At 60.8% G+C, this 24,838-nt stretch carries 21 protein-coding genes; 9 read left to right on the forward strand and 12 right to left on the reverse strand.

Annotated features, from left to right (window positions below; genetic code table 11):
* Positions 1 to 313 precede the first annotated feature (313 nt).
* The 12 genes from NA8A_RS11690 to NA8A_RS11745 all read right to left on the reverse strand — a co-directional run bounded on the left by NA8A_RS11690 (position 314) and on the right by NA8A_RS11745 (position 12,712).
* Positions 314 to 901, reverse strand: coding sequence for an HdeD family acid-resistance protein (locus NA8A_RS11690; RefSeq protein ID WP_009450490.1), 588 nt, complete (start codon positions 899 to 901; stop codon positions 314 to 316).
* Positions 902 to 949: 48 nt separating this feature from the next.
* Positions 950 to 2,068, reverse strand: a complete 1,119-nt coding sequence (locus NA8A_RS11695; protein ID WP_009450491.1) for an alpha/beta hydrolase — start codon at positions 2,066 to 2,068, stop codon at positions 950 to 952.
* Between the two features lie 118 nt (positions 2,069 to 2,186).
* Positions 2,187 to 2,960: an enoyl-ACP reductase FabI gene (fabI, locus tag NA8A_RS11700; protein ID WP_009450492.1), complete on the reverse strand. Its 774-nt coding sequence runs from the start codon at positions 2,958 to 2,960 to the stop codon at positions 2,187 to 2,189.
* 3 nt (positions 2,961 to 2,963) lie between these two features.
* Positions 2,964 to 4,139: an acetate/propionate family kinase gene (locus NA8A_RS11705; protein ID WP_009450493.1), complete on the reverse strand. Its 1,176-nt coding sequence runs from the start codon at positions 4,137 to 4,139 to the stop codon at positions 2,964 to 2,966.
* Positions 4,136 to 5,551, reverse strand: a complete 1,416-nt coding sequence (locus tag NA8A_RS11710) for a bifunctional enoyl-CoA hydratase/phosphate acetyltransferase (RefSeq protein WP_009450494.1) — start codon at positions 5,549 to 5,551, stop codon at positions 4,136 to 4,138. The genes NA8A_RS11705 and NA8A_RS11710 overlap by 4 nt, the downstream gene beginning before the upstream one ends.
* A gap of 7 nt (positions 5,552 to 5,558) precedes the next feature.
* On the reverse strand, positions 5,559 to 7,340 hold the full coding sequence (locus tag NA8A_RS11715) for a PHA/PHB synthase family protein (protein ID WP_009450495.1): 1,782 nt from the start codon (positions 7,338 to 7,340) through the stop codon (positions 5,559 to 5,561).
* The gene (locus NA8A_RS11720; RefSeq protein WP_143088034.1) at positions 7,337 to 7,954 is read right to left on the reverse strand and encodes a TetR/AcrR family transcriptional regulator; all 618 of its coding nucleotides are present in this window, start codon (positions 7,952 to 7,954) and stop codon (positions 7,337 to 7,339) included. The genes NA8A_RS11715 and NA8A_RS11720 overlap by 4 nt, the downstream gene beginning before the upstream one ends.
* Positions 7,955 to 8,142: 188 nt before the next feature.
* On the reverse strand, positions 8,143 to 9,111 hold the full coding sequence (locus tag NA8A_RS11725) for an FUSC family protein (RefSeq protein ID WP_157174142.1): 969 nt from the start codon (positions 9,109 to 9,111) through the stop codon (positions 8,143 to 8,145).
* Positions 9,112 to 9,174: 63 nt separating this feature from the next.
* Positions 9,175 to 10,344, reverse strand: coding sequence for an HlyD family secretion protein (locus NA8A_RS11730; protein WP_009450498.1), 1,170 nt, complete (start codon positions 10,342 to 10,344; stop codon positions 9,175 to 9,177).
* Positions 10,345 to 10,381: 37 nt separating this feature from the next.
* Positions 10,382 to 11,581, reverse strand: coding sequence for a sodium/glutamate symporter (gene gltS / locus NA8A_RS11735; protein ID WP_009450499.1), 1,200 nt, complete (start codon positions 11,579 to 11,581; stop codon positions 10,382 to 10,384).
* Positions 11,582 to 11,696: 115 nt separating this feature from the next.
* Positions 11,697 to 11,972 carry a hypothetical protein gene (locus tag NA8A_RS11740; protein ID WP_009450500.1) on the reverse strand — a complete coding sequence of 92 codons (276 nt, stop codon included), beginning with the start codon at positions 11,970 to 11,972 and terminating at the stop codon, positions 11,697 to 11,699.
* Positions 11,973 to 12,055: 83 nt separating this feature from the next.
* Positions 12,056 to 12,712, reverse strand: a complete 657-nt coding sequence (locus NA8A_RS11745; protein ID WP_009450501.1) for a TetR/AcrR family transcriptional regulator — start codon at positions 12,710 to 12,712, stop codon at positions 12,056 to 12,058.
* Positions 12,713 to 13,112: 400 nt separating this feature from the next.
* Between NA8A_RS11745 and NA8A_RS11750 the strand changes: the two genes are divergently transcribed.
* From NA8A_RS11750 to arcA, 9 genes are all read left to right on the forward strand, one after another.
* Positions 13,113 to 13,505, forward strand: coding sequence for an HdeD family acid-resistance protein (locus NA8A_RS11750; protein WP_157174143.1), 393 nt, complete (start codon positions 13,113 to 13,115; stop codon positions 13,503 to 13,505).
* Positions 13,506 to 13,549: 44 nt separating this feature from the next.
* Positions 13,550 to 14,584 carry an Lnb N-terminal periplasmic domain-containing protein gene (locus NA8A_RS11755; protein WP_009450503.1) on the forward strand — a complete coding sequence of 345 codons (1,035 nt, stop codon included), beginning with the start codon at positions 13,550 to 13,552 and terminating at the stop codon, positions 14,582 to 14,584.
* A gap of 438 nt (positions 14,585 to 15,022) precedes the next feature.
* Positions 15,023 to 16,090: an HlyD family secretion protein gene (locus NA8A_RS11760; RefSeq protein WP_009450504.1), complete on the forward strand. Its 1,068-nt coding sequence runs from the start codon at positions 15,023 to 15,025 to the stop codon at positions 16,088 to 16,090.
* A complete protein-coding gene (rbbA, locus tag NA8A_RS11765) occupies positions 16,087 to 18,873 on the forward strand; it encodes a ribosome-associated ATPase/putative transporter RbbA (RefSeq protein ID WP_009450505.1) in 2,787 nt (928 codons plus the stop codon). The genes NA8A_RS11760 and rbbA overlap by 4 nt, the downstream gene beginning before the upstream one ends.
* 3 nt (positions 18,874 to 18,876) lie before the next feature.
* On the forward strand, positions 18,877 to 19,989 hold the full coding sequence (locus tag NA8A_RS11770; protein WP_009450506.1) for an ABC transporter permease: 1,113 nt from the start codon (positions 18,877 to 18,879) through the stop codon (positions 19,987 to 19,989).
* An 85-nt stretch (positions 19,990 to 20,074) separates the two neighbouring features.
* Positions 20,075 to 21,115: an alcohol dehydrogenase AdhP gene (gene adhP, locus NA8A_RS11775; protein ID WP_040672457.1), complete on the forward strand. Its 1,041-nt coding sequence runs from the start codon at positions 20,075 to 20,077 to the stop codon at positions 21,113 to 21,115.
* 37 nt (positions 21,116 to 21,152) lie between these two features.
* The gene (locus NA8A_RS11780; RefSeq protein WP_009450508.1) at positions 21,153 to 21,803 is read left to right on the forward strand and encodes a CBS domain-containing protein; all 651 of its coding nucleotides are present in this window, start codon (positions 21,153 to 21,155) and stop codon (positions 21,801 to 21,803) included.
* A gap of 361 nt (positions 21,804 to 22,164) precedes the next feature.
* A complete protein-coding gene (locus NA8A_RS11785; protein WP_009450511.1) occupies positions 22,165 to 23,598 on the forward strand; it encodes a YfcC family protein in 1,434 nt (477 codons plus the stop codon).
* A gap of 11 nt (positions 23,599 to 23,609) precedes the next feature.
* Positions 23,610 to 24,836: an arginine deiminase gene (arcA, locus tag NA8A_RS11790; RefSeq protein WP_009450512.1), complete on the forward strand. Its 1,227-nt coding sequence runs from the start codon at positions 23,610 to 23,612 to the stop codon at positions 24,834 to 24,836.
* Positions 24,837 to 24,838 lie beyond the last annotated feature (2 nt).

Below are 24,838 nucleotides of genomic sequence, written 5' to 3' on the forward strand. Positions count from 1 at the left end.
GAACATACTCCGTGAGTCAACAGCTGATGATTGAGAGGGCGAAAATCCTTTTTCTTGTGCCTCACGATTGTGTCAGGGAGTCCGGCGGGCCAGCGTTCAGCCTTACCGTGTGCGGGGACGGTGGGCCGCAGGGTCGTTCTGAGGCGTGATTTCATTCGGGGCTGTGTTTTCCCCTTCCGGCGCGGATCTGGTCTCGTCTGTCTTTTTCAGGGCGCGGCTTGGAGAGAGTTCGTGCTGTTGCATCCGGCGTTTCTTTCGGACCTCCACGGTGAACGGTGTTGTTTGCTTCATTGTCGTTTCCAACCTCCGGTTCTTATTCGTGATTGCGGTCGATCCTGAGGGACCGTCGCAGCGCGAGCGCCAATGCGCTCAGGGCACAGCCGGTCACCATGACGTCGATCGCCAGCAGTGCGCCGATGATCCACAAACTGTTGACCGGCCAGCCCGCAAGGATGACAAGTGCAACAAGCACCGTCGCGGCGCCGGCCGCCGCGAGCCATAGCCAACCGGAAGCCGGGCGGATCGCCAGACCGGCGGCAGTCCTGACAATGCCTGCGACGAGCATGCTGAGAGCCATCAGTAGTGTCAGGAAAGTGGATGCCAGGACCGGGTTCCAGAATGTCATCACACCGGCCGCGACATAAAGCACACCGACAACGAGCAAACCGACAGTTTGGCCCCATCGCTTCATCTGAAATGCGAAGACGATATGCGCCGCACCCGCCAGTAGCATCGTGACACCGACAAAGAGGACGGAAACGACCGTGGCCAGCAACAGGTTGGAGAGGGCGACAAGAGCTATCAACACGAGCACGATGCCGGCGACCAGCAGCCATCGCCATCGCGATCGCAACAGTTGCAGGTCGGCGGCGTCGAGGCTTGCGGTGTAATTGAATATCATAAGTATTCTCCTGCGATAGTTGCGTGAAGAAAGCTGCTTCGCGTCGTGTCAGTTTCCGCCGACGATCTTGCCGGCAAGGACAAACGGGCTGGAAAGGACCGCGCCAGCCGAATTGAATACAAACGCTCCGGCTTGCCTGAGATTTCGGGGGTCGCTCGTTCCATCCCGGCCCGAAAGCTTCGGATAGTAGGCAGCGAGACCGACGAAACGATTGTGGCGGAAGCTGTCTGAGGCCTCGATATCCGATATATCGATCACCTGCACATTCGCCCTGCGCGCCGCCTCCTCGATTTTCGGATCCGTCACGTCAATCCTGCCCAGGCGCTGACGTTCTGTGGATAGAAATTCCGAGACCTTCAGCGCCCTGTCATCCTTGGAAACAAGGATTGTCATCGGCGGGTTCAGTGTCCCGATCGTCGCAAGCTGTGCCTGGAACACGTCGACATCGATATCGGGCGCCGCAAGCACGACCTGCAGTCGACGGATCGCCGCGTCCTTGCCGGTAAGCCGCAGTTGGCGCACGGCTTCCGTCGTCAGCCATCCCCCCATGCTGTGGCCGACGAGCGTGATGGGACCCTGGGTCTGTTTGCGCGCCAGGGTGCTGAGCAGATCCGCCAACTGGTCCCGCGAGAACGTCACCGCGTCCTTGTCGGCGACGTAGCCGCTCAAAGCGCCTTCGGACGGCCAGGCAAACAGGATCGGGGCGGCATCGACGCCGGCGTCAGCTGTCATCTGGGCTATGCGATACACGGCCTCGGTGAAATTGGTGTTGTAGCCATGCACGAACACGCCGACACTCGGCGGTTTGCCGTTGTGTTTACGCGTGACTTCCGCCTCGAATGTCGCCGCGTCGAGAATGTGCTGGTCGACGGTGACAAAATCCGTCTTCGGGTTCGGCTTCGATTTCGGCCATTCGACATTGCCCGTCTTGTGACCTGGCGGGATGGAGACCCTGTAGCGGATATAGCTAACCTCGCGGCTACGACCCGACGTGTAGATACCGTTCTCATCACGCTTGCGCGTGGTCGCCACATAAACCGTCGTGAGCTTGGCCCCCGGAACGGCTTCGGCCCTCTGGGCGAGCAGTTCCGGGCCGGGGCGGCCGGCACAGGCTGCAAGCAGGCTTGTGAGAAGAAGTAGCGTAAGGCGTAGACTGAATTCACGCATTGACTGAACCGATTTCTTACTTATGCATTCGAAGCATCGCGCTCTCGATATGACAGAGTTCACCCTGTCGCCGCGCGAGCGGCGACCCCGACTTAGTTTGCATCAGCCCGCCTTCTGGCTAGGCCGTGATGTGGAAACCGTTGTCGGCGTATACCACCGACCCCGACAGAGGCGTTGCCGCCTCGCTTGCCAGGAATGCGGCGATACGCCCAACCTCAGCGATGCTCACGAGGCGTCGCGATGGTGTTCTCTCACGCACCGTGTCGATGAGCTCATCGAAACGCTCGATTCCGGAAGCTGCCCTGGTGGCGATCGGCCCGGTGGACAGGCAATGGACGCGGATGTCCCGCGCTGCGAGATCGGCGGCCAGGTAGCGTACGCTTGCTTCCAGGGCCGCCTTCACCGGTCCCATCAGATTGTAGTTGTCGACGACGCGCTCAGCCCCGAAAAAGCTGACGGTTATCAAGGATCCGCCTTCCTTCATCAGCGGGGCGGCGAGCCGCGCCATTCGGATAAAGGAATGGCACGATATATCCATGGCCTGCGCGAAACCGTCAGCGGAGCAGTTGACGATGCTCGTCTGCAAGTCCTGTCGTGGCGCGAAGGCGATCGAATGAAGCAAGAAATCGAGGCGGCCCCATTCATTTGCTATGGTGTCGAAAACCGCCTCGAGCTGCCCATCAATGCGAACGTCACAGGGCATGAACAGCGACGCGCCCAGGGCATCGGCGACCGGGCGTACGAACGGGACAGCCTTATCGTTGAGATAGGTGACCGCCAGATCGGCGCCGGCAGCCTTGAACGCGGTTGCACAGCCGGCTGCGATGGAGGAATCGTTGGCGATGCCGACGACGAGGCCACGTCTTCCGAATATATCAACGATCGCAGCCATCGCTCAGCCTCCCGAGATTCTCAAGGCGTCAGTGGCGATCACCTGCTCCTCATCGGTCGGGATGACAAGGACGGTAAGACGACTGGCAGGACTGCTGATGACGGGACCGCTCCCGGCGTTCGCTCCAGGATCGAGATCAATGCCGAGCCACATCAGCCGGGTGCAGATATCAGCTCTGATCGTCGGCTGATGCTCGCCGATCCCGGCGGTGAATACGAGAGTGTCGAGGCCGCCCAGCGTCGAGGCAAGCCGGGCAATCTCACCGGCGACCCTGAAGGTGAACAGCTCGATTGCTTCCTTGGCTTGCTGCTCATCACTCTCCAGAAGCACGCGGCTGTCGGCGCTGATGCCGGAAGCGCCCAGCAGACCCGAACGGTGATAGAGGAGATCCTCGATTTCGCCGGGATCTCGCCCGGCCTTTAAGAGGTGTATGACCACGCCGGCGTCGAGCGCCCCGCAACGCGTCGCCATCGGCACCCCGTCCAGCGTCGAGAAACCCATGCTGGTGTCGCGGCTGACGCAGTTGTGCATCGCGCAAAGACTGGCGCCGGAACCGAGATGGGCGACGATGACCTTGCCCGCCGCCTGCTCCGGCCATTTGCTGATAAGCTGGTTGGCAATCGATCGATAAGAAAGGCCGTGGAAGCCATAGCGTTTGATACCCTCTTCGTAGAGCCGCCTCGGCAGGGCGAAGCGGCGGACGACCTCGGCATGCGTGCGATGGAAAGCCGTGTCGAAGGAGGCGGTCTGCCTGATTTCCGGACGAAGGCGCGCGATCGCCCGGACAAGGCGCAGCGCCTGGGGCTGATGGAGCGGCGCAAGCGGTATCAGCGCTTCCATCTGCGACATCGCCTGATCGTTGATGAGCACCGGTCCGTCAAACAAGTCACCGCCGTGCACAACGCGGTGGCCGATAGCGGCGATGCCGGACAAATCATAGTGCCAGGACAGCCGATCGAACGCTTCGCGCAAGACCTCGTCCAATTCTTCCTCCGCTTTGGCTTCCAGCTCGACATCGAAGCGATCCGGGCCTTCGGAAAGCTCGAAGCGCAACGGGGCCTTGCGGAAATCGATCATTCCCTTGCCGACTCGCGTGAGGCCACCGCCTTCAATGGCGAACAGGCCGATCTTGACCGTGGAGGAGCCGGCATTGAAGGTGACAAGCAGTTGCCGGCTCATGAGATGGCCCCCGCCCCGGGCACCTGGTTGCGGGCGACGAGCAGTCTTGCGAGCGTTGCCGAGGCGATGCGTGCCGAAAGCGGATCGGAGCGACTGGTCAGTACGATCGGCACACGGGCGCCGAGCACGATGCCAGCCGCCGTCGCCCCCGCGAAATAAATCAGTTGCTTGGCGAGCATGTTGCCGGCTTCAAGATCCGGCACGAGCAAAATGTCGGCCTCACCCGCGACCGGGGAGACAATGCCCTTCGTCTTCGCCGCATCAAGGTCGATGGCGTTGTCGAAGGCAAGCGGGCCATCGACACGCCCGCCCGTGATCTGACCACGCGCCGCCATCACTGTCAGCGCGGCGGCGTCGAGAGTCGACGGCATCTTCGCATTGACGGTCTCGACCGCTGCGAGCACCGCCACGCGCGGCTCATCGACACCAAGAGTCCGAAGAAGGTCGATGGCGTTCTGGCAGATGTCGCGTTTTTGGTCGAGCGTCGGCTGAATGTTGATCGCGGCATCGGTGACGATCAGCGGCTTGCCATAGGCCGGGACGTCGAACGCGAAGACGTGGCTGATGCGCCGCTCCGTCCTGAGACCGGACCCGGTGGCGATGACGGCACCTAGAAGCTCGTCGGTATGCAGGCTGCCCTTGACCAGAACCGATACCGCACGGCCGACCGCGAGTTCGACAGCGCGCGCGGCTGCGGCATGACTATGGGGAACATCCTCGATCGCCATGTCGCCGAGATCGATCCCTGCGGCTTCGGCCGCGGCGCGGATCTTCGCTTCCGGCCCGACCAGCAGCGGGTCGAACAGGCCCTGTTGGCGGACCTCGACCGCAGCCAGGATTGCTCCGGCAGAGCATGGGTGAACGATGGCCGCCCGCACCGGGGGCAAACCGTGGGCTTCCGCCACAAAGCCTTCATAGCGGCTTGCACGTTTCGTATCCGGCAATGCGACGGAGGACGACGCTTCGGTCCATTCGATCGACTTGTCGGGCGCGATCACCATGGCCGTGCCGGTTAGGACATGTTCGGCTTTTTGATTGGCGCAGATTGTCTCCAGCGCAACCGTCCGGTTTTCGGGGTTCTTGCGAACAACCCGCACGGTTGCCGTGATCGTGTCGCCGGAGGCGACCGGCTTCACGAAGCGAAAATCCTGTCCCAGATAGATCGTCCCAGGCCCCGGAAGCCTTGTCCCGATCACGCGCGAGACCAGCGCGCCCGTCCAAAGCCCGTTGGCAACGATATCGTTGAAGAGGGTCGTTGCCTTCGCTGCCGCGTCACCGGGAGCCAGCCTGTTGCCACCGGCCATCGCCGCCAGCAGATCGATGTTGTTATCCCCTGCGACCCGTGTGAGGCTTGCGGTATCGCCGACCTGTAAATCGGCGAAGGTATGATTTGTCAGCAAGCTGTCGGTCATCACCCTCTCACTTCTGGAATACGTAGGCGCCGGGCGCCTCGGCGATGGCAGGAAAGCCCTTGTCGGCGGCACCGAGTGAAGGCGGGTCAACACGATCCTTACCTGAGTGCGCGGCAAGCCACGGCAGCCAGGCCTCCCACCAGGAACCGTTCCGGGCCTCAGCCTCTGCTGCCCATTCGCCGGGGCCAAGGCAGATGTCGACTGCCAGTCTGGTCGCGATGCGATAACGGCGACCGCGATGGCCCGGCTCGCTGACAATGCCTGCATTGTGCCCGCCGCTGGCGAGAACGAAGGTAACATCGGTATCGGCTAGCTGGTGGATCTTGTAGACCGATCTCCATGGCGCGACATGATCGCGTTCCGTTCCCACGACGAACATCGGCACGCGGATATTTTGCAGCGCCGCCGGACGGCCATCGACCATGAAGCGGCCGGTTGCAAGCTCGTTGTCGAGGTAGAGGCGTTGCAGATATTCAGCATGCATCCGATAGGGCATGCGCGTGGAATCGGCATTCCACGCCATAAGGTCGTTCATCCGCGTGCGTTCGCCCATGAGATAGTCGTGGACCAGTCGCGACCAGACGAGGTCGTTGCTCTTCAATATCTGAAAGGCACCCGCCATCTGGTCCGCCGACAGATAACCCCGATCCCACATCATGCTTTCGAGGAAATGCATCTGGCTCGGGTCGATGAAGAGCGCCAGTTCGCCGGGTTCGGAAAAATCCGTCTGGGCTGCGAAAAGGGTGAGCGTTGCCAGCCTCCCGTCGCCGGCGCGCCCCATCGCAGCCGCCGCGATCGCGAGAAGCGTGCCACCCAGGCAATAGCCCGTCGCATGGATCCTGCTGTCGGGAACGATGGCGGCGATCACGTCGAGCGCGGCCATGACACCCAAACGGCGATAATCGTCCAGCGTGAGATCGCGATCGTCTGCCCCAGGGTTTCGCCAGGAAACGGCGAAGACCGTGTGCCCCTGCCCGACCAGATAGCGCACCAGGGAATTCTCCGGCGACAGGTCAAGGATGTAGTATTTCATGATCCAGGCAGGCACGATCAGCACCGGCTCCGCCATAACGGTGTCGGTTGTGGGACTGTACTGGATCAGTTCGATCAGATGGTTTCGGAAGATGACCTTTCCGGGAGTGACCGCGACATCCCGCCCCGGTACGAACCCTTCCGTGCCCGCGGGCGGGCGACCGCCCGCAAGCCTGTTGATATCTTCGAACCAGTTCTGAAACCCCGCGAGGAAGTTTGCCCCACCAGTGGCGATGGTTTTGTTGATCACCTCGGGATTGGTGAACGGATTGTTGGATGGCGAGAACATGTCGAGCACTTGCCGCGCGGCGAAGGAGACCACGTCCTCGTGGTGAGGAGCGACGCCTGGCACCTCCCGTGTCGCATTGTGCCACCACTGCTGGGCGAGCAGGAACGCCTGAGCATAGGCCGCATAGGGGAGTTCCTTCCACGCCTCCCCGGTGAAGCGGTAGTCGCCCGGCAAGGGCTCGATGCAGCATGGAGTGTCGTCATCGAGACTGGCGGCGCAGAGATAACCCGACAGCCGGGCGCTTTTCCGCACGGCCTTGTCGGTAAGTTCCAGACGCTTTCCAGGCGCCGAGGCCAGATGGATCGACCAGTCGAACAAGGCCAGCGCCAGTGCCGCCGGAGAAAGCCCGCCAGTCATCCGCGCGCTCAGCGCCTCGCGCATCCGATCGATTGCGCGGTAGGTTTCCGTGTCGAAAGTGTCGTGGCGGGCGTCCGCCGCCTTGATGTCTCGCCGGCTCAAATCATTCATTGCGGCTCCCGACTGATCGGCACGGCGGTCGTCATGGTTTGACATCCCTTGTCTTCGTTCATGATGAACTCGACGACCTGGGAGACCAGAGCCATCAGTTCACGATCATTTCCACCACTCTGCAGCGCTGGCGTACCGATGACGTCACGAAGGATGCTGACGCCGGCCAGGAACGCGGCGACCATGGACGCGCGCTGCTCGGACATGAGCAGGCATTTGGAAGCAAACGGCTTGACAAACCCGTCGTCTATAAGCTCGCGAAAAACACGCGAGGCCTCGGGACTGGAAAACGAACGGGCAAGGATGTCAAAAGGCCGGATTTCGTTGGCGCCCTTCTCAGCGAGGATGTCTTGCGCGAGCGTCATATGCAACTCGCTCGCCTCGCCGACGAGCCAGGCCTCCGGTTGAAGTATCGCCTTGACTGCTGCCCGGAACAGCTCTTCCTTCGAACCGAAGGAACGATGAACATAGGCCATGTCGACACCGACATCGGCGGCAATGTCTCGCAACCCGGTTTCCTCATAGGAGTGGGTGGAGAAGCGAAGTATCGCGGCTTTCAGGATGCGCTCACGGGTGGTGTCTTCCGGGACGGGCCGGATCATTCGGTTGGGCATAATTTCTCCAAATAAACGGTTGTCCAGTCTATCGGCGCAACGAAAGGCAGTCAACAGCCGATGACCGACGCTGTGATGTGCTCTTCGTTTCGCGTTTTTTCACAAACTCGGAGTAATCGCGCCAAATTACCTTGAGAGAGGAGCGCTTGATCGCGAGTCATTAAAAATGTTCAAACCCTTGCTTTCGTTCAGCGCCGCAGGGTTGGTCGTTCCCACGCATTGGCCATGCTTTCGAGCGTCGCCGTCATCAGCGCTGCGACTGCGGTTCCGACGAAGGTCAGTGCCAGGCGGGTTAACGCTGCATAGGAAGGTTCCTGCGTGGTAAGGGCACCAACGATCAGTGACAGAGCGGCCGATGCGCTGAACTGGTAGACCATCGGAGGATGGCGGCCGATCATCATCATGGTGGCGAAATATAGCACCGTGAGAAAGACCAGACCGACCAGCATGAAGAAATGGGCGTTCAGGGTCATCAGGAACAGGGCGACACCCGCTGCGGATGCACCTAGCACCGTCGCAAAGATCCGTTCCCGGGCCTCTGCAAACAACTGCTCGCGTGTCGGGAAACACAGCACGAATATCGCGGCGATCGCCATCATCATGTTGGACATATCGATGAAGCTGTAGAGCCAGAAGCTGAGCCCGAGCAGGACGACCGCCCGGATGAGCGCCGATCGCACGTGATTGCCCGGTGCGGGCGTATATTCGTCGATCATTTTCTCCTGGGTAGCCGGCGGAATGAGGAGGTAAAGGACCGGAATCGCGATCAATGCGAGGATGCCCGCCTCGACCACCGAATCACTTAGGGCGTCGAGCGCAGTGATGGAGTTCATACCCAGGATAGAGGCGAGGCCAACGGACACCAGGATCAGCATCCCCATCGGGTTGCCGGTGCTCTGGATGAGATAGAACGCGACGAAATAGAGGCTGCCGACCGCGATCAGGAACGCCACCGGCCAAGACATGAGAAGGGTGAGCACGCCGCTTGCCAACCAAATCATCATGATGAGCGCCAGAGGACCTCCTATGGCTTTCTTCGGATCGAAGGCCTTGCGCATGCCGGCCATCAGGCCAAACGGCAGGGCCGCCATCAGCGCCGGCATAGAGGGCATGACAAAGGGTATCGCGCCCACCGAGATCACCGCAAGCAGCGCCATGCGCAAAGGAAAATTTGGGTCGTCGCGAAAGCTCGGCCGGGGCGAAACATACATGGCCCCACCTCAATACAGATAGGACAGAAGCGACTGGGCGCGGTGCAGGGCCATTGCGATCCACGCTGACGGATTGCTTTCGCCTGCGGCGTAGACCACGACGGTGGCCTTCGCGCCCACCCTGACGGTGCGAGGCCATTCCGAAAGCGCTCGATCGAGTTCAATGCGCACGGGAAACCGGCGGGCCGGCTCGAACCAGCGCGTTTCCGGCTCGTTCTGCACCAGACCGCTGGATGCGGTCCGTCCGGTATCGATGCCCCAGCCGACGCTGTGTACGGTCCCGGTAAAAATCTGCCCCGGCAAGGCATCGAAAAGCAGGCCCACCTTGTTGCCCGGCTCGATATTGGCGAGCTGGTTCTCGCGCATATCGGCCGTGATCCAGGCTCCCCTTCCGTCGATGAAGGTGAGAGCGGCCGAACCCGCGCTCACGTACTGGCCGACTGCTAGATCGAGATTCGTGACCACGCCGAGCGTCGGTGCCACGACCCGTGTGTAGATCAGGTCGAGCTGCGCCCTTTCCAGCTTGAGTCGAGCGGCCTTGATGCGCGGATTGCTGGCGCCCGCCGCCCCCAACTCGGCTTCCGCGCTAGACAGATCAGCCTCCGCCGCATCGACCTCCGCCTGCGCGACCTCGAGTTCCGCGCGAGATGCTTCCTCCTGCTTCCGCGCGGCAACACCACGCTGGACAAGGCTTTGCGTCCTGGCGTTCGAGGTCTTGGCGTTTTCGAATTTGGCCCTGGCCTGCGACACCTTGGCCTGTGCAGCGATCAGCGCCGCCGACGAGGCGTTGATTGACTGGGTCGCCTGTTCGAGTTCGACTTCCGCCTGCTGGACCGCGATCTCGAACGGGCGCGGGTCGACCACGTAAAGAAGATCGCCCTCCTGGACAATCGTATTGTCCTCAACGTGGACGCTGATTACCGGGCCTGAAACACGGGGCGCTAGTCGGGCAATGTAGCCGCTGACCGTGCCGCGGTCGGTATAGGGGGCGAGCTTGTCGGAAACGGCGTACCAGGCTACGAAGGCGACCATGAGCCCGATAACGAGCACGCCGACCCGGACTCCCGTCCTGGTCGGCCCCGCCTCGACCGGAGCGTCAGCCAACGCTTCGGGGGCACGGTCGGCGGGCCTGTCCTCAGAAGAGCCTGTCGGCAGGTCATGTTGGTTCTTATCATCCATTTTTTTCTCTTGGGGTTCGGACGAAACGTAGCCGGCGCTATCCTGCGAATATGGCGATCACGACCGCATTGACGAGGTCGATGAAGAAGCCGCAGACGAGCGGCACGACGATGAAGGCCCTGTGCGCCGCGCCATATTGCTGGGTGACGGCCGTCATGTTGGCGATGGCAGTGGCAGTGGATCCGAGCGTGATGCCTCCGAAGCTGGCAGATATCACGGCCGCTTCGTAGTCACGCCCCATGGCGGGAAAGACGATGAAAACCGTGTAGACGATCGTGAGCGCGATCTGCACCGCGAGCGCGGCGACGACAAAGGTGAAGACGCCGCTCAACTGCCACAGTTGCAGGCCCATCAGCGCCATCGTCAGGAACAGGCCGAGAGAGAGGTCGGACAGAAGCGACAATCCTTGTCGCACGCCGGGCCAGATGCGGGTGATGGCCGCCCCGGCTGCCAGCGGCATCAGATTGCGGATTGCAATGCCGGCCAGCAGGCAACTGACGAAGGTCGGGAGTCTGAAGCCCGTCAGCGCGATCAGGGAGTCGAGCGCCATGCCGAGCATGACCGCGACATTGAGCGCCAGGATCGCCCAGAGCAGGCAGAAATAGTCCATCTTCGGCTCCGGCTCCTCATGGGCGGCGCCGACGTCGATATCTGCGTCGCCCGAGGTGACGATTCCATTGCGGCGGATCAGCAGGGCGGCCATGGGGCCGCCGATCACACATGCCGCGATCAGCCCGACCGTGTTGCTGGCGATGCCGAGCTCCATCGCGTTGGCGATCCCGAGGTCCCCGACGAAGATCGGCGCCCAGGCGACCGTGGTGCCGACCCCGCCCGTCAGCGAGACGGACCCGACCATCAGGCCGGCCTTCGGATCGAGCCCGAACAATGCGGCGATCCCCATCCCCGTGACGTTCTGGATGAGCATGAACGCGGTTGCGAGCGCGAGCAGCACGATGAGCGGCCTGCCGCCCTGCAAAAGGGTGGCCGTATCCGACTTCAGACCGATGCTGGCGAAGAACAGCAGTAGCAGGTGGTCACGCACGCCGAGTTCGAACTGGATTCTCCAGCCCGCAATCCAGTAGGCCAAAGCCACTAGCAAGGCGCACAAAATGCCGCCGACAACAGGCTCCGGTATCGAGTACTTTCGCAGCACCGCGATGTTCATCGTCAAGATCTTGCCCACGATGAGGAGCAGGACCGCAATCGTGAAAGATAGAAAGGGGCTAACTTGAATCATCTTTTTCGGCGGACTTCCATTGATTGATTTCTGGCGGGACCATCCCTAAGCGTGCGCAGACAACCCATTCCAGTGGTGGCCTTTCGATTCCATGCGTTTGCAGAAGAGGCTCGGGTCATCGGCTTACTGCCGATCCGAGCGCGTTACCTGCCGCGCGGCCAAGTCTTTCGACCTGCTCGCCGATGCTGCGCCGCATAGTCGATTCGAAAACAGTGATCGGCGCACTGACGGCCACGCTCGCCGCTACGCCGACGGTCTGCGCTGCTTGCATCGCCCCCGCCCCGAGGTGGTCCCCCAGACCAACGTCGGCATCGATGCTCGCGTGTCTCGTCGCCGCCCCCAGCGCACCCACCTGCGTGACGCCTTCAACCGTGGCTCTGCTCGGAACCATTGTGTCCTGAGATCGGGAAGCACAGTCCGAAACAGGCAGCCAGCGTGTTATTGCGCGGCGTTTTCCGATCGTGTGGATGCCACTCATAGTTCCATCTCAATTCCTCGGACGAAGATATCGATGGTGCGTTCAAGGGCGGCCCGGTCTATCCCCGCGATCCCCGGCGGCGTCCGCTGAAGAACGGCCTGCCGCAGTTGCGGTATCATCGTGATGGACAGGAATATCTCCGCATCACGGGCCAGACCGGGTTCACTTGCACCGTGGTCGCGCAGCACGGCCATTACCTCCTCGCGGATCGGCGGCATTCCATACTGGCCGACGAGACTCGCCAACTTCGGAAACTGCCACGACTCGCCAACAACAACTCTTTCCAGGGAAATGATGAGCGGATCAGTCGCTACTTCTAGAATGCGCAACGACAAAGCCAGCAGCTTGTCCCGCGGAGTCTTGCCCGACAACTGCTCCGTGACGATATTCGATAGGCCCGTGTTTACAACATCGAGGACAATCGCTTCGAAAAGTGCGGCCTTGCCTGGATGGCGCGAATAAAGAGTCCGCTTGGAAATTCCAATTTCCGCGGCGATCGCGTCCATGCTCGTCTGCGCAAACCCGTCTCGCAGGAACAGCTTGCGCGCAGCCGCCATGATCCGGGCCGATATGCGTTCAGACTCCGCCGGTGTCGGCCGTCCGCCGTGGTGGCTCGCCACACGCGCATGATTGATCTTGTCGGTCGGCGTCATTGAAGCGCTTTTTGCTACGTTGCCTTATGAACAGGGATTGGCAGGGAATGCCTCCGGAGACGGAACATTCCTTCAGATGCCGCTCCTTGACGAGCTGGCTAGTTAAACGATACGGTTTCGTTTACTTTGTTTATATAGAATTTCAACCGTTTTGCATCCGGGGTTTACGGCTTGGGTGCGGCGATCGCGAATCGCTCTGCGCCGCACAGACATAAGGAGAGCTGCATGGCAGCATTGAACTCATTGAAGCTCACTCGGGACGATCTCGAACGTCTGCGATCGAGATGGGAGGTGCTGAGCGGCGCAGGCATCGCCCTTGCGGCAGTTGGAGTACTGGCGCTCGCCAATGTCCTCACGGCCAGTTTTCTTCGTCGGTGCGATGATGCTCGTCGGAGGCTCCGTGCAGGTCATCTGCGCCTTCAACGTCAAAGGTTGGAGACAGTTCGCCGGCTGGCTGCTGATCGGTGCCTTTTACATCGTCGCCGGTCTGTTCGCATTTGCCAACCCGCTTCTCGCCTCGACGATCCTGACGCTGCTTTTTTCTCTGAGCATCATCACGGCGGGCGCTATGCGTATCGTTACCGGCTTTGCGTTGCGACCCGCGCAAGGATGGGGCTGGCTAGTGCCGGCGGGTATTATTGCATTCGTCGCCGGGGCGATCGTGATTGCCGGATGGCCTGTCAATAGCCTGTGGCTGATCGGGGCGCTGCTGGGGTTCGATCTCCTTTTCAACGGCTTGGCCATGATCATTTTTGCCTTTGCGCTGAGGCGGCGACCACAGTCACCCGCTTGAGTTTCTTTCGCCACCTTTGGGAGGGCGCGTGCCATGGAGAGACAATGAGCGACCGCGTCAGGCCAGACCTCGCCCTCACGACCGAAAGCCGCTCACGCTCGCGTGTCGGCCGTGCCTTGCTGGCCCTCGCCGTCATGTCGGTATCGATCTGGACGATGCTGGCGATCTGGCATCAGGTTGAGCCACCATTCACCTGGCCCTCCCTAGCAGCCGCTGCGGCGGCAGCGCTCGCCATCCTTGTCGTTGGAAGGCGCCGGCGGCTGTCGCCCTGGCTCCTGCTCGTCCTCGAAGTCTTCATCATCGCGGTCTGGTGGAGTTCGATCACGCCATCGAATGATCGCAACTGGGCGGCCGATGTGGCTCATGGCGTGACCGGCGAAATCAGCGGATCGCAGGTGACGCTCCGCAACGTCCGGAACTTCGAATGGCGTAGCGCCGAGGACTTCATGCCGCGCTGGGAGACGCGCCGCTACGACCTTAACGAAATCGGCCAAGTTGATCTGATCAGCTCCGTATGGGCGAACCCCGCCATCGCGCACACCCTGATCAGCTTCGGCTTTTCCGACGGCCGGCATCTGGTGTTCTCTGCCGAGATCCGGCGGGAAGAGCATGAGTCGTTTTCCGAAATCGGCGGATTTTTCCGCGAGTTCGAACTGGTCATGATCGCGGCAGAGGAGAACGACATCGTCCGCTTGCGCACCAATATCCGCAAGGACGAGGTTTCCCTTTTCCCTCTCGAGGTGACACCCGAGCAGGCCAGGGCGCTGTTCCTGTCCTATCTCGGAAAGGCGAATGAACTGGCCGCCGAACCACGATTCTACCACACGATCACGACCAACTGCACGACGGTGATCTTCCAGCTGGCACAGCTTCTGGAGCCGCGCATTCCCACGGACTGGCGCATCCTTTTCTCGGGCTATCTTCCCGACTATCTCCATGATCTCGGGGTCATCCGGACAGATCGTCCGCTACAGGAACTGAAACGGGAGGCCGTGATCAGCGACATCGCCCGGCAGACCTCTTCCTTGGCCGACTACTCCCAAACCATCCGCTCACGACAAATCGGCGTCCACCGTTGACATTCTAGTCATCGAGTGATGATATGCTCGCGATTTCAAGACAAGCGTTGATGAGGCTGGGGCGAGTAGCAGTTCTTCACGCAAACACTCTGGTGCCATGAAGAACGTGCAAAAAAACCCGTCTACGACGAGCTTTCTATTAGGTTTGAATCTCGAGACCACAAGGCAGATTAGTTGCAGGCCGTGCGAAGGCAGCAGAGCGCCGCGACGGCTCATTCTCACCCGACTTCCACGCTCTCTCGATTATCGCGCGCAATCAATCGCTCGTTCGCACCCGGGAAAGGAAGCGGGACCGTCTCGTGTTTGCCCGAGCGCCGCTTTCCATGACCAACACAGGGTCTTTTCCATGACAATGAAATTTCGCATGATGACCTCAGATAGTCTCCATAGCCATCCGCGGTACGCTCGTGCGGCCGCTCCGCAAGGGGAGGTCCGCGCGTGAAATCGCTCAAGAACTGGATAGTCGCGATCGTCGTCATTGCCGTGGTCGCCGGAGCCTATTACGGCTTGCGCATTTATGATGCATCGGGGCTGCCGGCCGGGATCGCCGGCGGAAACGGTCGGATCGAGGCCACGGAAATCGATATCTCCACGAAGACCGCGGGCCGGATCAAGGAGATCCTGGTTGAGGAAGGCTCATTCGTAACAGCCGGCCAGGTGCTCGCTACCATGGACACACAGCAGCTGGAGGCGCAGAAAAAACAGGCAGAAGCCTCGCTGCAGCGCGCCGTCATCAGCGTCGATACGGCAAGAAGCCTTCTGTCGCAGCGCGAGGCGGAGCGTGAAGCTGCCGCTGCGGTGATCGGCCAACACGAAGCCGAGCAGGATGCTGCCGAGCGGAAACTCGCACGCACCGAGCAACTGATCAGAACCAATACGACATCGCTGCAAACACTTGATGACGACAGGGCATCGGCACAGAGAGCACGGGCAGCCGTCGCGGCTGCGAAGGCTTCACTTTCCGCCTCCGATGCTGCCATCGGTGCCGCCAAGGCCCAGATCACTGATGCAGAAGCTTCTGTCGTGGCCGCCCAGGCGGCCATCGAAAGCATCGTTGCGGATATCAATGACAGCACGCTGAGATCACCCCGCGAAGGGCGCGTACAGTACCGCGTAGCCCAGCCGGGCGAAGTGCTGTCGTCGGGAGGCCGCGTCCTCAACATTGTCGACCTGAGCGACGTTTACATGACTTTCTTCCTGCCAACCGAGCAAGCGGGCCGCATTCAGATGGGATCTGAGGTTCGTCTGGTTCTCGACGCCGCTCCTCAATACGTCATACCCGCCACCGCAAGCTTTGTGGCGGACGTCGCGCAATTCACCCCCAAGACCGTCGAGACCGAGGAGGAACGCCAGAAGCTGATGTTCCGCATCAGGGCGAAAATATCGCCGGAACTGCTGCGCGAGCACATTCAGTACGTCAAGACGGGGCTCCCCGGGATGGCCTATGTCCGCATTGCGCAGGATGCCGAATGGCCTGCACATCTCACCGAGGCCCTGGTGAAATGAGCAGCCTGTCGTCGGGAGTGCACGACGCGCAGGAGCCCTCTGCCGCAGTGGTAAGAATTAAGGACGTCAGCCTGTCTTACGGCAAGACGCGCGCCCTTGATGCTGTCAGCCTAGACATTCCCGCCGGCATCATGGTCGGGCTGATAGGCCCGGACGGCGTCGGAAAATCCAGTCTGCTCAGCCTGATTGCGGGCGCCCACAAGATCCAGGACGGCCATATTGATGTGCTAGGCGGCGACATCGCCGACAAGAAGCACCGCGACCGGACCTGCCCGCAGATCGCTTACATGCCCCAGGGTCTCGGAAAGAACCTCTACCCGACACTGTCGGTGTTCGAGAACATCGAGTTTTTCGCGCGCCTGTTCGGCCAGGACAAGCGCGAGCGTGAACTCCGCATCGACGACCTGCTCCGGCGTACCGGGTTGGCCCCCTTCCCCGACCGCCCGGCCGGCAAACTGTCGGGCGGTATGAAGCAGAAGGTCGGACTTTGCTGCGCCCTGATCCACGACCCGGATCTGCTGATCCTCGACGAACCGACGACAGGCGTGGATCCCCTGTCACGCAGGCAATTCTGGGAGCTGATCGACGATATCCGCCGCGACCGCCCGTCGATGAGCGTCGTCGTCGCGACCGCCTATATGGAAGAGGCGCAGCGCTTCGATTGGCTGGTTGCCATGGATGACGGCAAGATCCTTGCCACGGGTACGCCGCAGGAGTTGCTCGCCCGCACCGGAGCGGCCAATCTCGATGCCGCCTTCGTCGCCCTTCTTCCTGAAGAAAGGCGTTCCGGTCACCACGAGGTGGTCATACCGCCCCGATCCGATGAGGGAGGGTCGGACTTCGCCATCGAAGCCGAACACCTGACCATGCGTTTCGGCGACTTCACCGCCGTCGACAATGTCAGCTTCCAGATTCCGCGCGGCGAAATCTTCGGGTTCCTCGGCTCGAACGGCTGCGGCAAGACCACGACCATGAAGATGCTCACCGGCCTCCTGCCGGCGAGCGAGGGAACCGCAAAGCTGTTCGGCCACGAGGTCGATCCGAAAGATATCGAGGTCAGGCGGAAGGTCGGCTATATGAGCCAGGCCTTCTCGCTCTACACCGAGCTTACGGTTCGCCAGAACCTCGACTTGCACGCCAGGCTCTTCAACCTGCCGCCCGATAAAATCCCGGCGCGCATTGCAGACATGGCCGAACGTTTCGACCTCGATGAAATCATGGATACGTTGCCGGATGCGTTGCCGCTCGGCATCCGGCAGAGATTGTCGCTCGCCGTAGCGATGATCCACGCGCCCGACATTCTGATCCTGGACGAACCAACATCGGGCGTCGATCCGGTGGCGCGCGACGGGTTCTGGCAGATCCTCTCCGACCTGTCGCGCAAGGATGGCGTGACGATCTTCGTTTCGACCCATTTCATGAACGAAGCCGAGCTTTGCGACCGTATTTCACTCATGCATGCCGGCAAAGTGCTTGTCAGCGACACGCCACGCGGCATCATCGAAAAGCGTTCAGCTGGGACGCTGGAGGAAGCCTTCATTTCCTATCTGGAGGAGGCTATCGGCGACAAGACTTCACCTGCGTCCGCCCCAATCGCGCAGCGTGAAGAGGCGGATGAAGCCGCCGCGCCCCCGCCGGCTTCATCCGCCAGCTCGACTTTCAACCTACGCCGTATGCTCGCCTATACGCGGCGGGAATCGCTCGAATTGCGCCGGGATCCGATCCGCGCGACGCTCGCCATTCTCGGCAGCGTCATTTTGATGTTCGTCGTGGGCTTCGGCATCAACATGGATATCGAGAACCTGTCCTTTGCCGTGCTCGACCGGGACGACACCACGATCAGCCGCGACTACACACTCCAGATCGCCGGATCCCGCTATTTCACGGAGAAGGCGCCGATCGTCGATTACAACGACCTCGATCGACGCATGCGCAATGGCGAACTCAGCCTCGCACTGGAGATCCCGCCAGGCTTCGGGCGCGATGTCGCGCGGGGCACCAAGGTCGAAATCGGCGCCTGGATCGACGGTGCAATGCCTTCGCGGGCCGAGACTGTGCGGGGTTATGTGCAAGGCATGCATCAGACATGGCTCACCCAGAAGGCACGTGAACTCTATGGCGACGCGGCAACCACCGGCACCTTCCAGATCGCCCTTCGATACCGCTACAATCCGAGCGTCGAGAGCCTCAAGGCCATGGTGCCGGCCGTCATCCCGATGCTGTTGATGATGATCCCCGCCATGCTCGCCGTTCTGAGCGTCGTGCGCGAAAAGGAACTCGGCTCTATCATCAATTTCTACGTGACGCCCGTCACTCGGGTGGAGTTCCTCCTCGGCAAGCAGTTACCCTATACCGCGCTTGCCATGCTCAACTTCTTCATGTTGACGGCCTTCGCGATCTTCGTGTTCCGGGTGCCGGTGACAGGCAGCTTCCTGACGCTGACCGGTGCTGCACTTCTCTACGTCACGGCGGCGACCGGGCTGGGACTTCTCATTTCCACCTTCATGAGCAGCCAGATCGCTGCGATCTTCGGGACCGCGCTGATCACACTCATTCCGGCCGTCCAGTATTCCGGAATGATCGATCCGGTCTCCTCCCTGGAGGGGGCCGGCGCATTTATCGGACAGATCTATCCGGCGACCTACTTCGTCACAATCGCCCGCGGTACGTTCTCCAAAGCGCTGGAGTTCCGCGATCTCGCAGCGTCCTTCATCCCGCTCCTGATCGCTGTCCCGGTTCTTCTCGCCAGCAGCGCGGCGCTCCTCAAGAAACAGGCGGGGTGATCCATGCGCTTGGCCAATATCCTTCAACTCGGCGTCAAGGAGCTACGCGGTCTCGCCCGGGACCCTATGCTTGTCGTCCTTATCCTCTATGCCTTCACCCTGTCGATCTACACGGCCTCGACCTCGATGCCCGAGACGCTCAACAAGGCAGCCATCGCCGTCGTCGACGAGGACCAGTCGCCTGTCTCCTCCCGGATCCTGACCGCGTTCTATCCGCCTTATTTTTCCATTCCCAAGATCATATCGCAGCATGAGATGGACAGTCGCATGGATGCGGGGCTCGACACCTTCGCCCTCGACATTCCCCCGAATTTCCAGCGTGATCTGCTTGCCGGTCGAACGCCGACGATCCAGCTCAATGTCGACGCCACCCGCATGTCGCAGGCCTTCAGCGGCGGCGGCTATATCCAGTCCATCGTTTCCAGCGAAGTCAACGAGTATCTCGACCGCTACCGTGGAACCACCGAGGTTCCTGTGGATCTCGCTCTGCGTTCTCGCTTCAACCAGGAGCTCAACAAGGGTTGGTTCGGCGCCATTTCCAATGTGATCTCATCGATCACGATGCTTTCGATCGTGCTCACGGGCGCGGCGCTCATACGTGAACGCGAGCATGGCACCATCGAGCATCTTCTCGTGATGCCGGTGACGCCGACAGAGATCATGCTGAGCAAAATATGGTCGATGGGGCTGGTCGTGCTTGTTGCCTGCGCCGTGTCGATCGTGTTCGTCGTGCAGGGGGTTCTTCAGGTGCCGATCCAGGGTTCCGTCGGCCTTTTTCTGGCGGGTGCAGCGTTGCAGCTCATCGCCACCACATGCATGGGAATTTTCCTTGCCACCATCGCCGGCTCGATGCCGCAGTTCGGCCTGCTGCTGATGCTGGTCCTGCTTCCTCTTCAGGTCCTTTCGGGCGGCCTCACACCGCGCGAAAGCATGCCGCAGATCATTCAGGACATCATGCTCGCGGCGCCAAACACCCACTTCGTGATCCTTGCACAATCGATCCTGTTTCGCGGCGCGGGCCTCGATGTGGTCTGGCCACAGCTGCTGGCTCTCGTGCTGATCGGCGCGGCGCTCTTTGTGTTTGCGCTCCGCCGCTTCCGAACCTTCTTGCAATAAGTGAGGCCGCGGTGATCCGCGCAGCCTTATCCAGGTAATCGATCGAAATACAGCAGCGATTTATTCGAACGGGAGGTTTGTCGTCATGCAAGGACTTATGAAAGCTGCAATTGTTCATGAATTCGGAAAGCCACTGTTGATCGAAAACGTTCCGATACCCGTACCCGGCCCGGGCGAACTGCTGGTGAAAGTGGCCGCCTGTGGCGTGTGCCACACCGATCTGCATGCCGCCTCCGGCGACTGGCCGGTCAAGCCATCCCTGCCCTTCATTCCCGGCCATGAGGTAGCAGGCACCGTCGCGGCACTCGGTCCAGGTGTCACGGACTTTGTAATCGGCGATGCCGTCGGCATCGCATGGCTCCATGACGCCTGCATGCGGTGCGAACATTGCGAAACCGGCTGGGAGACGCTTTGCAAGCATCAACACAATACGGGCTACAGCTGCGATGGAGGCTTCGCGGAATACGCGATTGCCAATGCTGCATTCGCCGCAAGACTGCCTGACGACGTTGATTTCGCGGCGGTCGCGCCTATTCTCTGCGCCGGGGTCACGACTTACAAAGGGCTCAAGGAAACCGAAGCGCGACCCGGGCAATGGGTCGCAATCTCCGGCATCGGCGGCCTGGGCCAGGTAGCCATCCAATACGCCAAAGCAATGGGACTGAAGGTCGTTGCACTGGATTTGGCGTCTGAGAAGCTCACATTGGCCAGAAGAACCGGAGCCGATCTGGCGCTTGACGCGCGGTCCCCGGACGCCATCGCCGAGGCCCTCGAAGCAACAGGCGGCGGAGCACACGGAGTGCTCGTCACCGCGGTATCGCCTCCGGCGTTCTCGCAGGCGCTCCAGCTCGTTCGACGAAAAGGCACCGTTGCTTTGGTCGGATTGCCGCCAGGCGAATTCGCGACCCCTATTTTCGATGTCGTCCTGAAGCGCATAACCGTGCGGGGCTCAATCGTCGGCACGCGCCGGGATCTTGACGAGGCCATCGCCTTTTTTGCCGAAGGCAAAATCAAGGCTCAGGTCACGCCGGCGCCGCTTGAGGACATCAACCGGATATTTCAGGAGCTGAAAGCCGGCCGCGTCGACGGCCGTGTGGTTCTCGACATGACAGGCAAGGCAGCCTGATCAGTTTGGCGCTGCGGTTTTTGAAAAGGGGTTAGACATGATCACATCCGACATCATGACGCGGGACGTTGCCACGATCAGTGTGGATGCTCATGTGCGTCACGCTGTTTCAGTCATGCTGGAGCGTGGCGTCAGCGGTCTGCCGGTGACGGATAGCGACGGAAAGCTCGTTGGGATCATTACGGAAGGCGATCTGATGTCCCGCAAGGAGATCGGAAGGTCTTTGCTCGATCGGCAGGACCATCCGATGACCGATGAGAACGATCTTAAAAATTACATTCATTGCAACAGCTGGCGCGTTGGTGATGTCATGTCCCCGGAAGTTGTGACAGTAGCTGATACCACCTCCTTGGCGACGGTGACCGAGATGATGCTGAGCCGCAACATCAAGCGTATTCCGGTAACGTCCGACCGTGCGGTTATCGGGATCGTCAGCCGCCGCGACCTTTTAAAGGCGACCTCCTTTTCGGGTATCGAACACATTGCGCGTGGAGACGAAGGTATCAGGCTTGCAGCTTCGGCGCGTATCCGCAATGACCTCGGATTTGATCCGGAAAGGCTGAAGATCGACGTGCACGGCGGGACGGTCGCGGTCACCGGAGTACATTTGACAGATCTTCAACTCCGGGCCGTGAAATGTGTCATCGAGGGCATACCGGGTGCGAGCTTCTCCGGCAAACCGACTTGATATTGTCTTCGCCCAAACCGATGTTGATCGATATCTACGCTTGGCATCCGGTATACCTTACCTGACTGCGCCGGATATCGAAGCGCGGCTCCTTTCCCAGAATTCGGTCAGCAAGCAGACAATGCAGCGCGAGATCGTTGACCGACGCTTTGGTTGAACACAACAGCCCAGGAATCAGCCTTCGGGAAAGTGCCATAGCGTTGAATTCTACTAGTCATCATCTGTTGACTCAGATCAATTCCCTGGCCTAGAAAATAAGCAATGGTCACTTTGGCTCGATGGAGAAGCCTTTCTCTGTTCCGGAGCATTCGCTTGCGGTCAGATGCCAGCTTAGCTTGTCAACTATTTCCTGGGAGGGGGTATGAGCACTGTTTCTGAAGCACCGGAGGAACGACGTTTTCAGTTCCCAACCGCATTCACCATCCTCTTTGGCTTGATCGTTCTAGTCGCCGCACTCACATGGATCATACCGGCCGGGCAGTACGACCGTGTTCAGAATGCGGCCCTGAACAAGCAAGTGCCCGTCGCCGGGACCTATGCGGTCGCTGAGCCGGCGCCGCAGGGGATAGTCGACATCATCATGGCGCCAATCCGCGGGTTCTACGACCCCGCAGCCGGCACCGCAAACGCCATCGATGTCGCTCTTTTCGTCCTGGTGATTGGCGGGTTCATCGGGGTCGTCACCTCGACAGGCGCGATAAATGCCGGAATCGAGCGCGCTATGGCCAAGCTCAAGGGACGGGAAAAGTGGATGATCCCGTTCCTGATGGCGCTGTTTGCCTTCGGCGGCACCACCTATGGAATGGCCGAAGAAACGCTCGCTTTCTATATGCTGCTGATCCCGATTATGATCGCCGCGCGATATGACGCGGTTACCGCCGTCGCCATCATCCTCCTTGGAGCAGGCGTTGGTGTCTTGGGGTCCACGGTCAACGCATTTGCCACCGTTATCGCCTCTGACGCGGCCGGCGTGCCGTTCACGCAAGGGCTGGTTTTGCGCGTCGTCATTCTCGGGCTGAGCTGGCTCGCCTGCGTTGCCTACGTCATGCGCTATGCGGAACGGGTTCGGCTCGATCCGAGCAAATCGCTCGTCTACGACATGAAAGCCGACAACGAGAAGCTTTTCCTCAGCGCTCATCACGAGGGGACGATCGACTTCACCCTGGTACACAAGGTCGTGCTTGCGGTCTTCGGCATCACCTTCGTGGTGATGATCTGGGGTGTGCTCAAGGGCGGCTGGTGGATGGGCGAGATGAGCGGTCTCTTCCTCGCCTCCGCCATTGTCATAGGCGTCATTGCGCGAACGGGTGAGAAGAACTTCACGGATGCCTTCGTTAACGGAGCACGCGACCTTCTCGGTGTTGCCCTGATCATAGGTCTGGCGCGCGGCATCGTTGTCATCATGGATGAGGGCAAGATTACCGACACCATACTGCATTGGGCCGAAGGTTCGGTCGCAGGCCTCGGCAAGGTCGCCTTTATCAACGTGATGTACTGGCTTCAGATCCTGCTGTCGTTCTTCGTGCCGTCGTCGTCGGGTCTTGCAGTCCTGTCGATGCCGATCATGGCCCCGGTCGCCGATTTTGCCGGCGTGGGCCGCGATCTGGTGGTCACTGCCTATCAGTCGGCGAATGGCATCGTGAATCTCATTAATCCGACCTTCGCCGTGGTCATGGGTGCGCTCGCCATAGGTCGCATCCCATACGAACGGTGGCTGCGCTTCATGTGGCCGCTTCTCGTGATCCTCACCGTCATCATCATGGCGAGCCTCAGCATCGCCGCCATCATCGTCTGAAGGAGATTGTCATGCCCCACGCCTACGGAGTCCATTCCGAGGTCGGCAAGCTTCGGCGCGTTCTGGTCCATCGACCTGGGGCAGCGCTTGCCCGGCTCACCCCGTCGAATTGCCACGAACTGCTCTTCGACGACGTCATCTGGGTCAAGCAGGCCCGCGTCGAGCATCTGACCTTCGTGGACGCCATGCGCCATCGCGGCGTCGAGGTCGTGTTTCTGCGCGAGATGCTGGTAGAAACGCTACAGATTCCCGAGGCTCGCCGATGGCTTCTTGAACGGCGGGTCAATGACGACACGGTTGGCGTCGGCTTCGCCGATGATCTCAGGGCGCATCTGATGGAGATCGAGGCGGACGCCCTTTCCCTGATCCTGCTGGGCGGACTGAGCAAGACGGAGTTACCGATCAAAAGCGCCGGCCTTCTCGCCGAAACGCTGCGGCCGGAGGATTTTGTCCTGCCGCCGCTTCCCAATCACCTCTTTACCCGTGACACGACCTGCTGGATCTATGGCGGCGTCACGCTCAATCCGATGCGCTGGAACGCGCGCAAGCTCGAGACCGTCAACATCGCCGCCATCTATCGCTTCCACCCGGATTTCCGCGACATGGGCTTCCCGGTCTGGTGGGGCGATCCCGACAAGGACCACGGCCTTGCCACTCTCGAGGGGGGCGACGTCATGCCGATCGGCAACGGAACGGTTCTTGTGGGCATGGGCGAGCGGACGACACCACAGGCCGTCGGTCAGCTCGCGCGGTCGCTGTTCGCACAGGGCGGCGCGGAAAGAGTGATCGCCTGCAAACTGCCTATCGAGCGCGCCTCCATGCACCTCGACACCGTCTTCAGCTTCTGCGACCGCGATCTCGTGACGCTGTTTGCGGATGTCGCCCACAAGATCGAGCCCTATTCCATTCGTCCGGGCGAGCGCGAAGGCACGATCGATGTACGCAAGGAAGAGCGGCCGCTCGTAGAGGTCGCGGCCGAGGTGCTGGGGCTGAAGCAGTTGCGCGTGGTCGAGACGGGCGGCGATGCCTATGTCGCTGAACGCGAGCAATGGGATGACGGCAACAACGTCGTGGCGCTCGAGCCTGGCGTCGTCGTCGCTTACGACCGCAACACCTACACCAACACCCAACTGCGCAAGGCAGGCGTAGAGGTCATCACCGTGCCGGGCGCCGAACTCGGCCGCGGCAGGGGTGGCGGTCATTGCATGACGTGCCCCCTCATCCGGGATCCGGTTTAAAG

Origin of the sequence: Nitratireductor indicus C115, assembly GCF_000300515.1 — a bacterium.
In the GTDB taxonomy this organism is placed as follows: Bacteria; Pseudomonadota; Alphaproteobacteria; order Rhizobiales; family Rhizobiaceae; genus Nitratireductor; species Nitratireductor indicus.

Bases quoted from the DNA above. Each gene is read 5' to 3' on its own strand.
- NA8A_RS11690 (WP_009450490.1), bottom strand. From the start codon at position 901: ATGATATTCAATTACACCGCAAGCCTCGACGCCGCCGACCTGCAACTG.
- NA8A_RS11695 (WP_009450491.1), bottom strand. From the start codon at position 2,068: ATGCGTGAATTCAGTCTACGCCTTACGCTACTTCTTCTCACAAGCCTG.
- fabI (WP_009450492.1), bottom strand. From the start codon at position 2,960: ATGGCTGCGATCGTTGATATATTCGGAAGACGTGGCCTCGTCGTCGGC.
- NA8A_RS11705 (WP_009450493.1), bottom strand. From the start codon at position 4,139: ATGAGCCGGCAACTGCTTGTCACCTTCAATGCCGGCTCCTCCACGGTC.
- NA8A_RS11710 (WP_009450494.1), bottom strand. From the start codon at position 5,551: ATGACCGACAGCTTGCTGACAAATCATACCTTCGCCGATTTACAGGTC.
- NA8A_RS11715 (WP_009450495.1), bottom strand. From the start codon at position 7,340: ATGAATGATTTGAGCCGGCGAGACATCAAGGCGGCGGACGCCCGCCAC.
- NA8A_RS11720 (WP_143088034.1), bottom strand. From the start codon at position 7,954: ATGCCCAACCGAATGATCCGGCCCGTCCCGGAAGACACCACCCGTGAG.
- NA8A_RS11725 (WP_157174142.1), bottom strand. From the start codon at position 9,111: ATGGCGCTGCTTGCGGTGATCTCGGTGGGCGCGATACCCTTTGTCATG.
- NA8A_RS11730 (WP_009450498.1), bottom strand. From the start codon at position 10,344: ATGGATGATAAGAACCAACATGACCTGCCGACAGGCTCTTCTGAGGAC.
- gltS (WP_009450499.1), bottom strand. From the start codon at position 11,581: ATGATTCAAGTTAGCCCCTTTCTATCTTTCACGATTGCGGTCCTGCTC.
- NA8A_RS11740 (WP_009450500.1), bottom strand. From the start codon at position 11,972: ATGGTTCCGAGCAGAGCCACGGTTGAAGGCGTCACGCAGGTGGGTGCG.
- NA8A_RS11745 (WP_009450501.1), bottom strand. From the start codon at position 12,712: ATGACGCCGACCGACAAGATCAATCATGCGCGTGTGGCGAGCCACCAC.
- NA8A_RS11755 (WP_009450503.1), top strand. From the start codon at position 13,550: ATGAGCGACCGCGTCAGGCCAGACCTCGCCCTCACGACCGAAAGCCGC.
- rbbA (WP_009450505.1), top strand. From the start codon at position 16,087: ATGAGCAGCCTGTCGTCGGGAGTGCACGACGCGCAGGAGCCCTCTGCC.
- NA8A_RS11770 (WP_009450506.1), top strand. From the start codon at position 18,877: ATGCGCTTGGCCAATATCCTTCAACTCGGCGTCAAGGAGCTACGCGGT.
- adhP (WP_040672457.1), top strand. From the start codon at position 20,075: ATGCAAGGACTTATGAAAGCTGCAATTGTTCATGAATTCGGAAAGCCA.
- NA8A_RS11780 (WP_009450508.1), top strand. From the start codon at position 21,153: ATGATCACATCCGACATCATGACGCGGGACGTTGCCACGATCAGTGTG.
- NA8A_RS11785 (WP_009450511.1), top strand. From the start codon at position 22,165: ATGAGCACTGTTTCTGAAGCACCGGAGGAACGACGTTTTCAGTTCCCA.
- arcA (WP_009450512.1), top strand. From the start codon at position 23,610: ATGCCCCACGCCTACGGAGTCCATTCCGAGGTCGGCAAGCTTCGGCGC.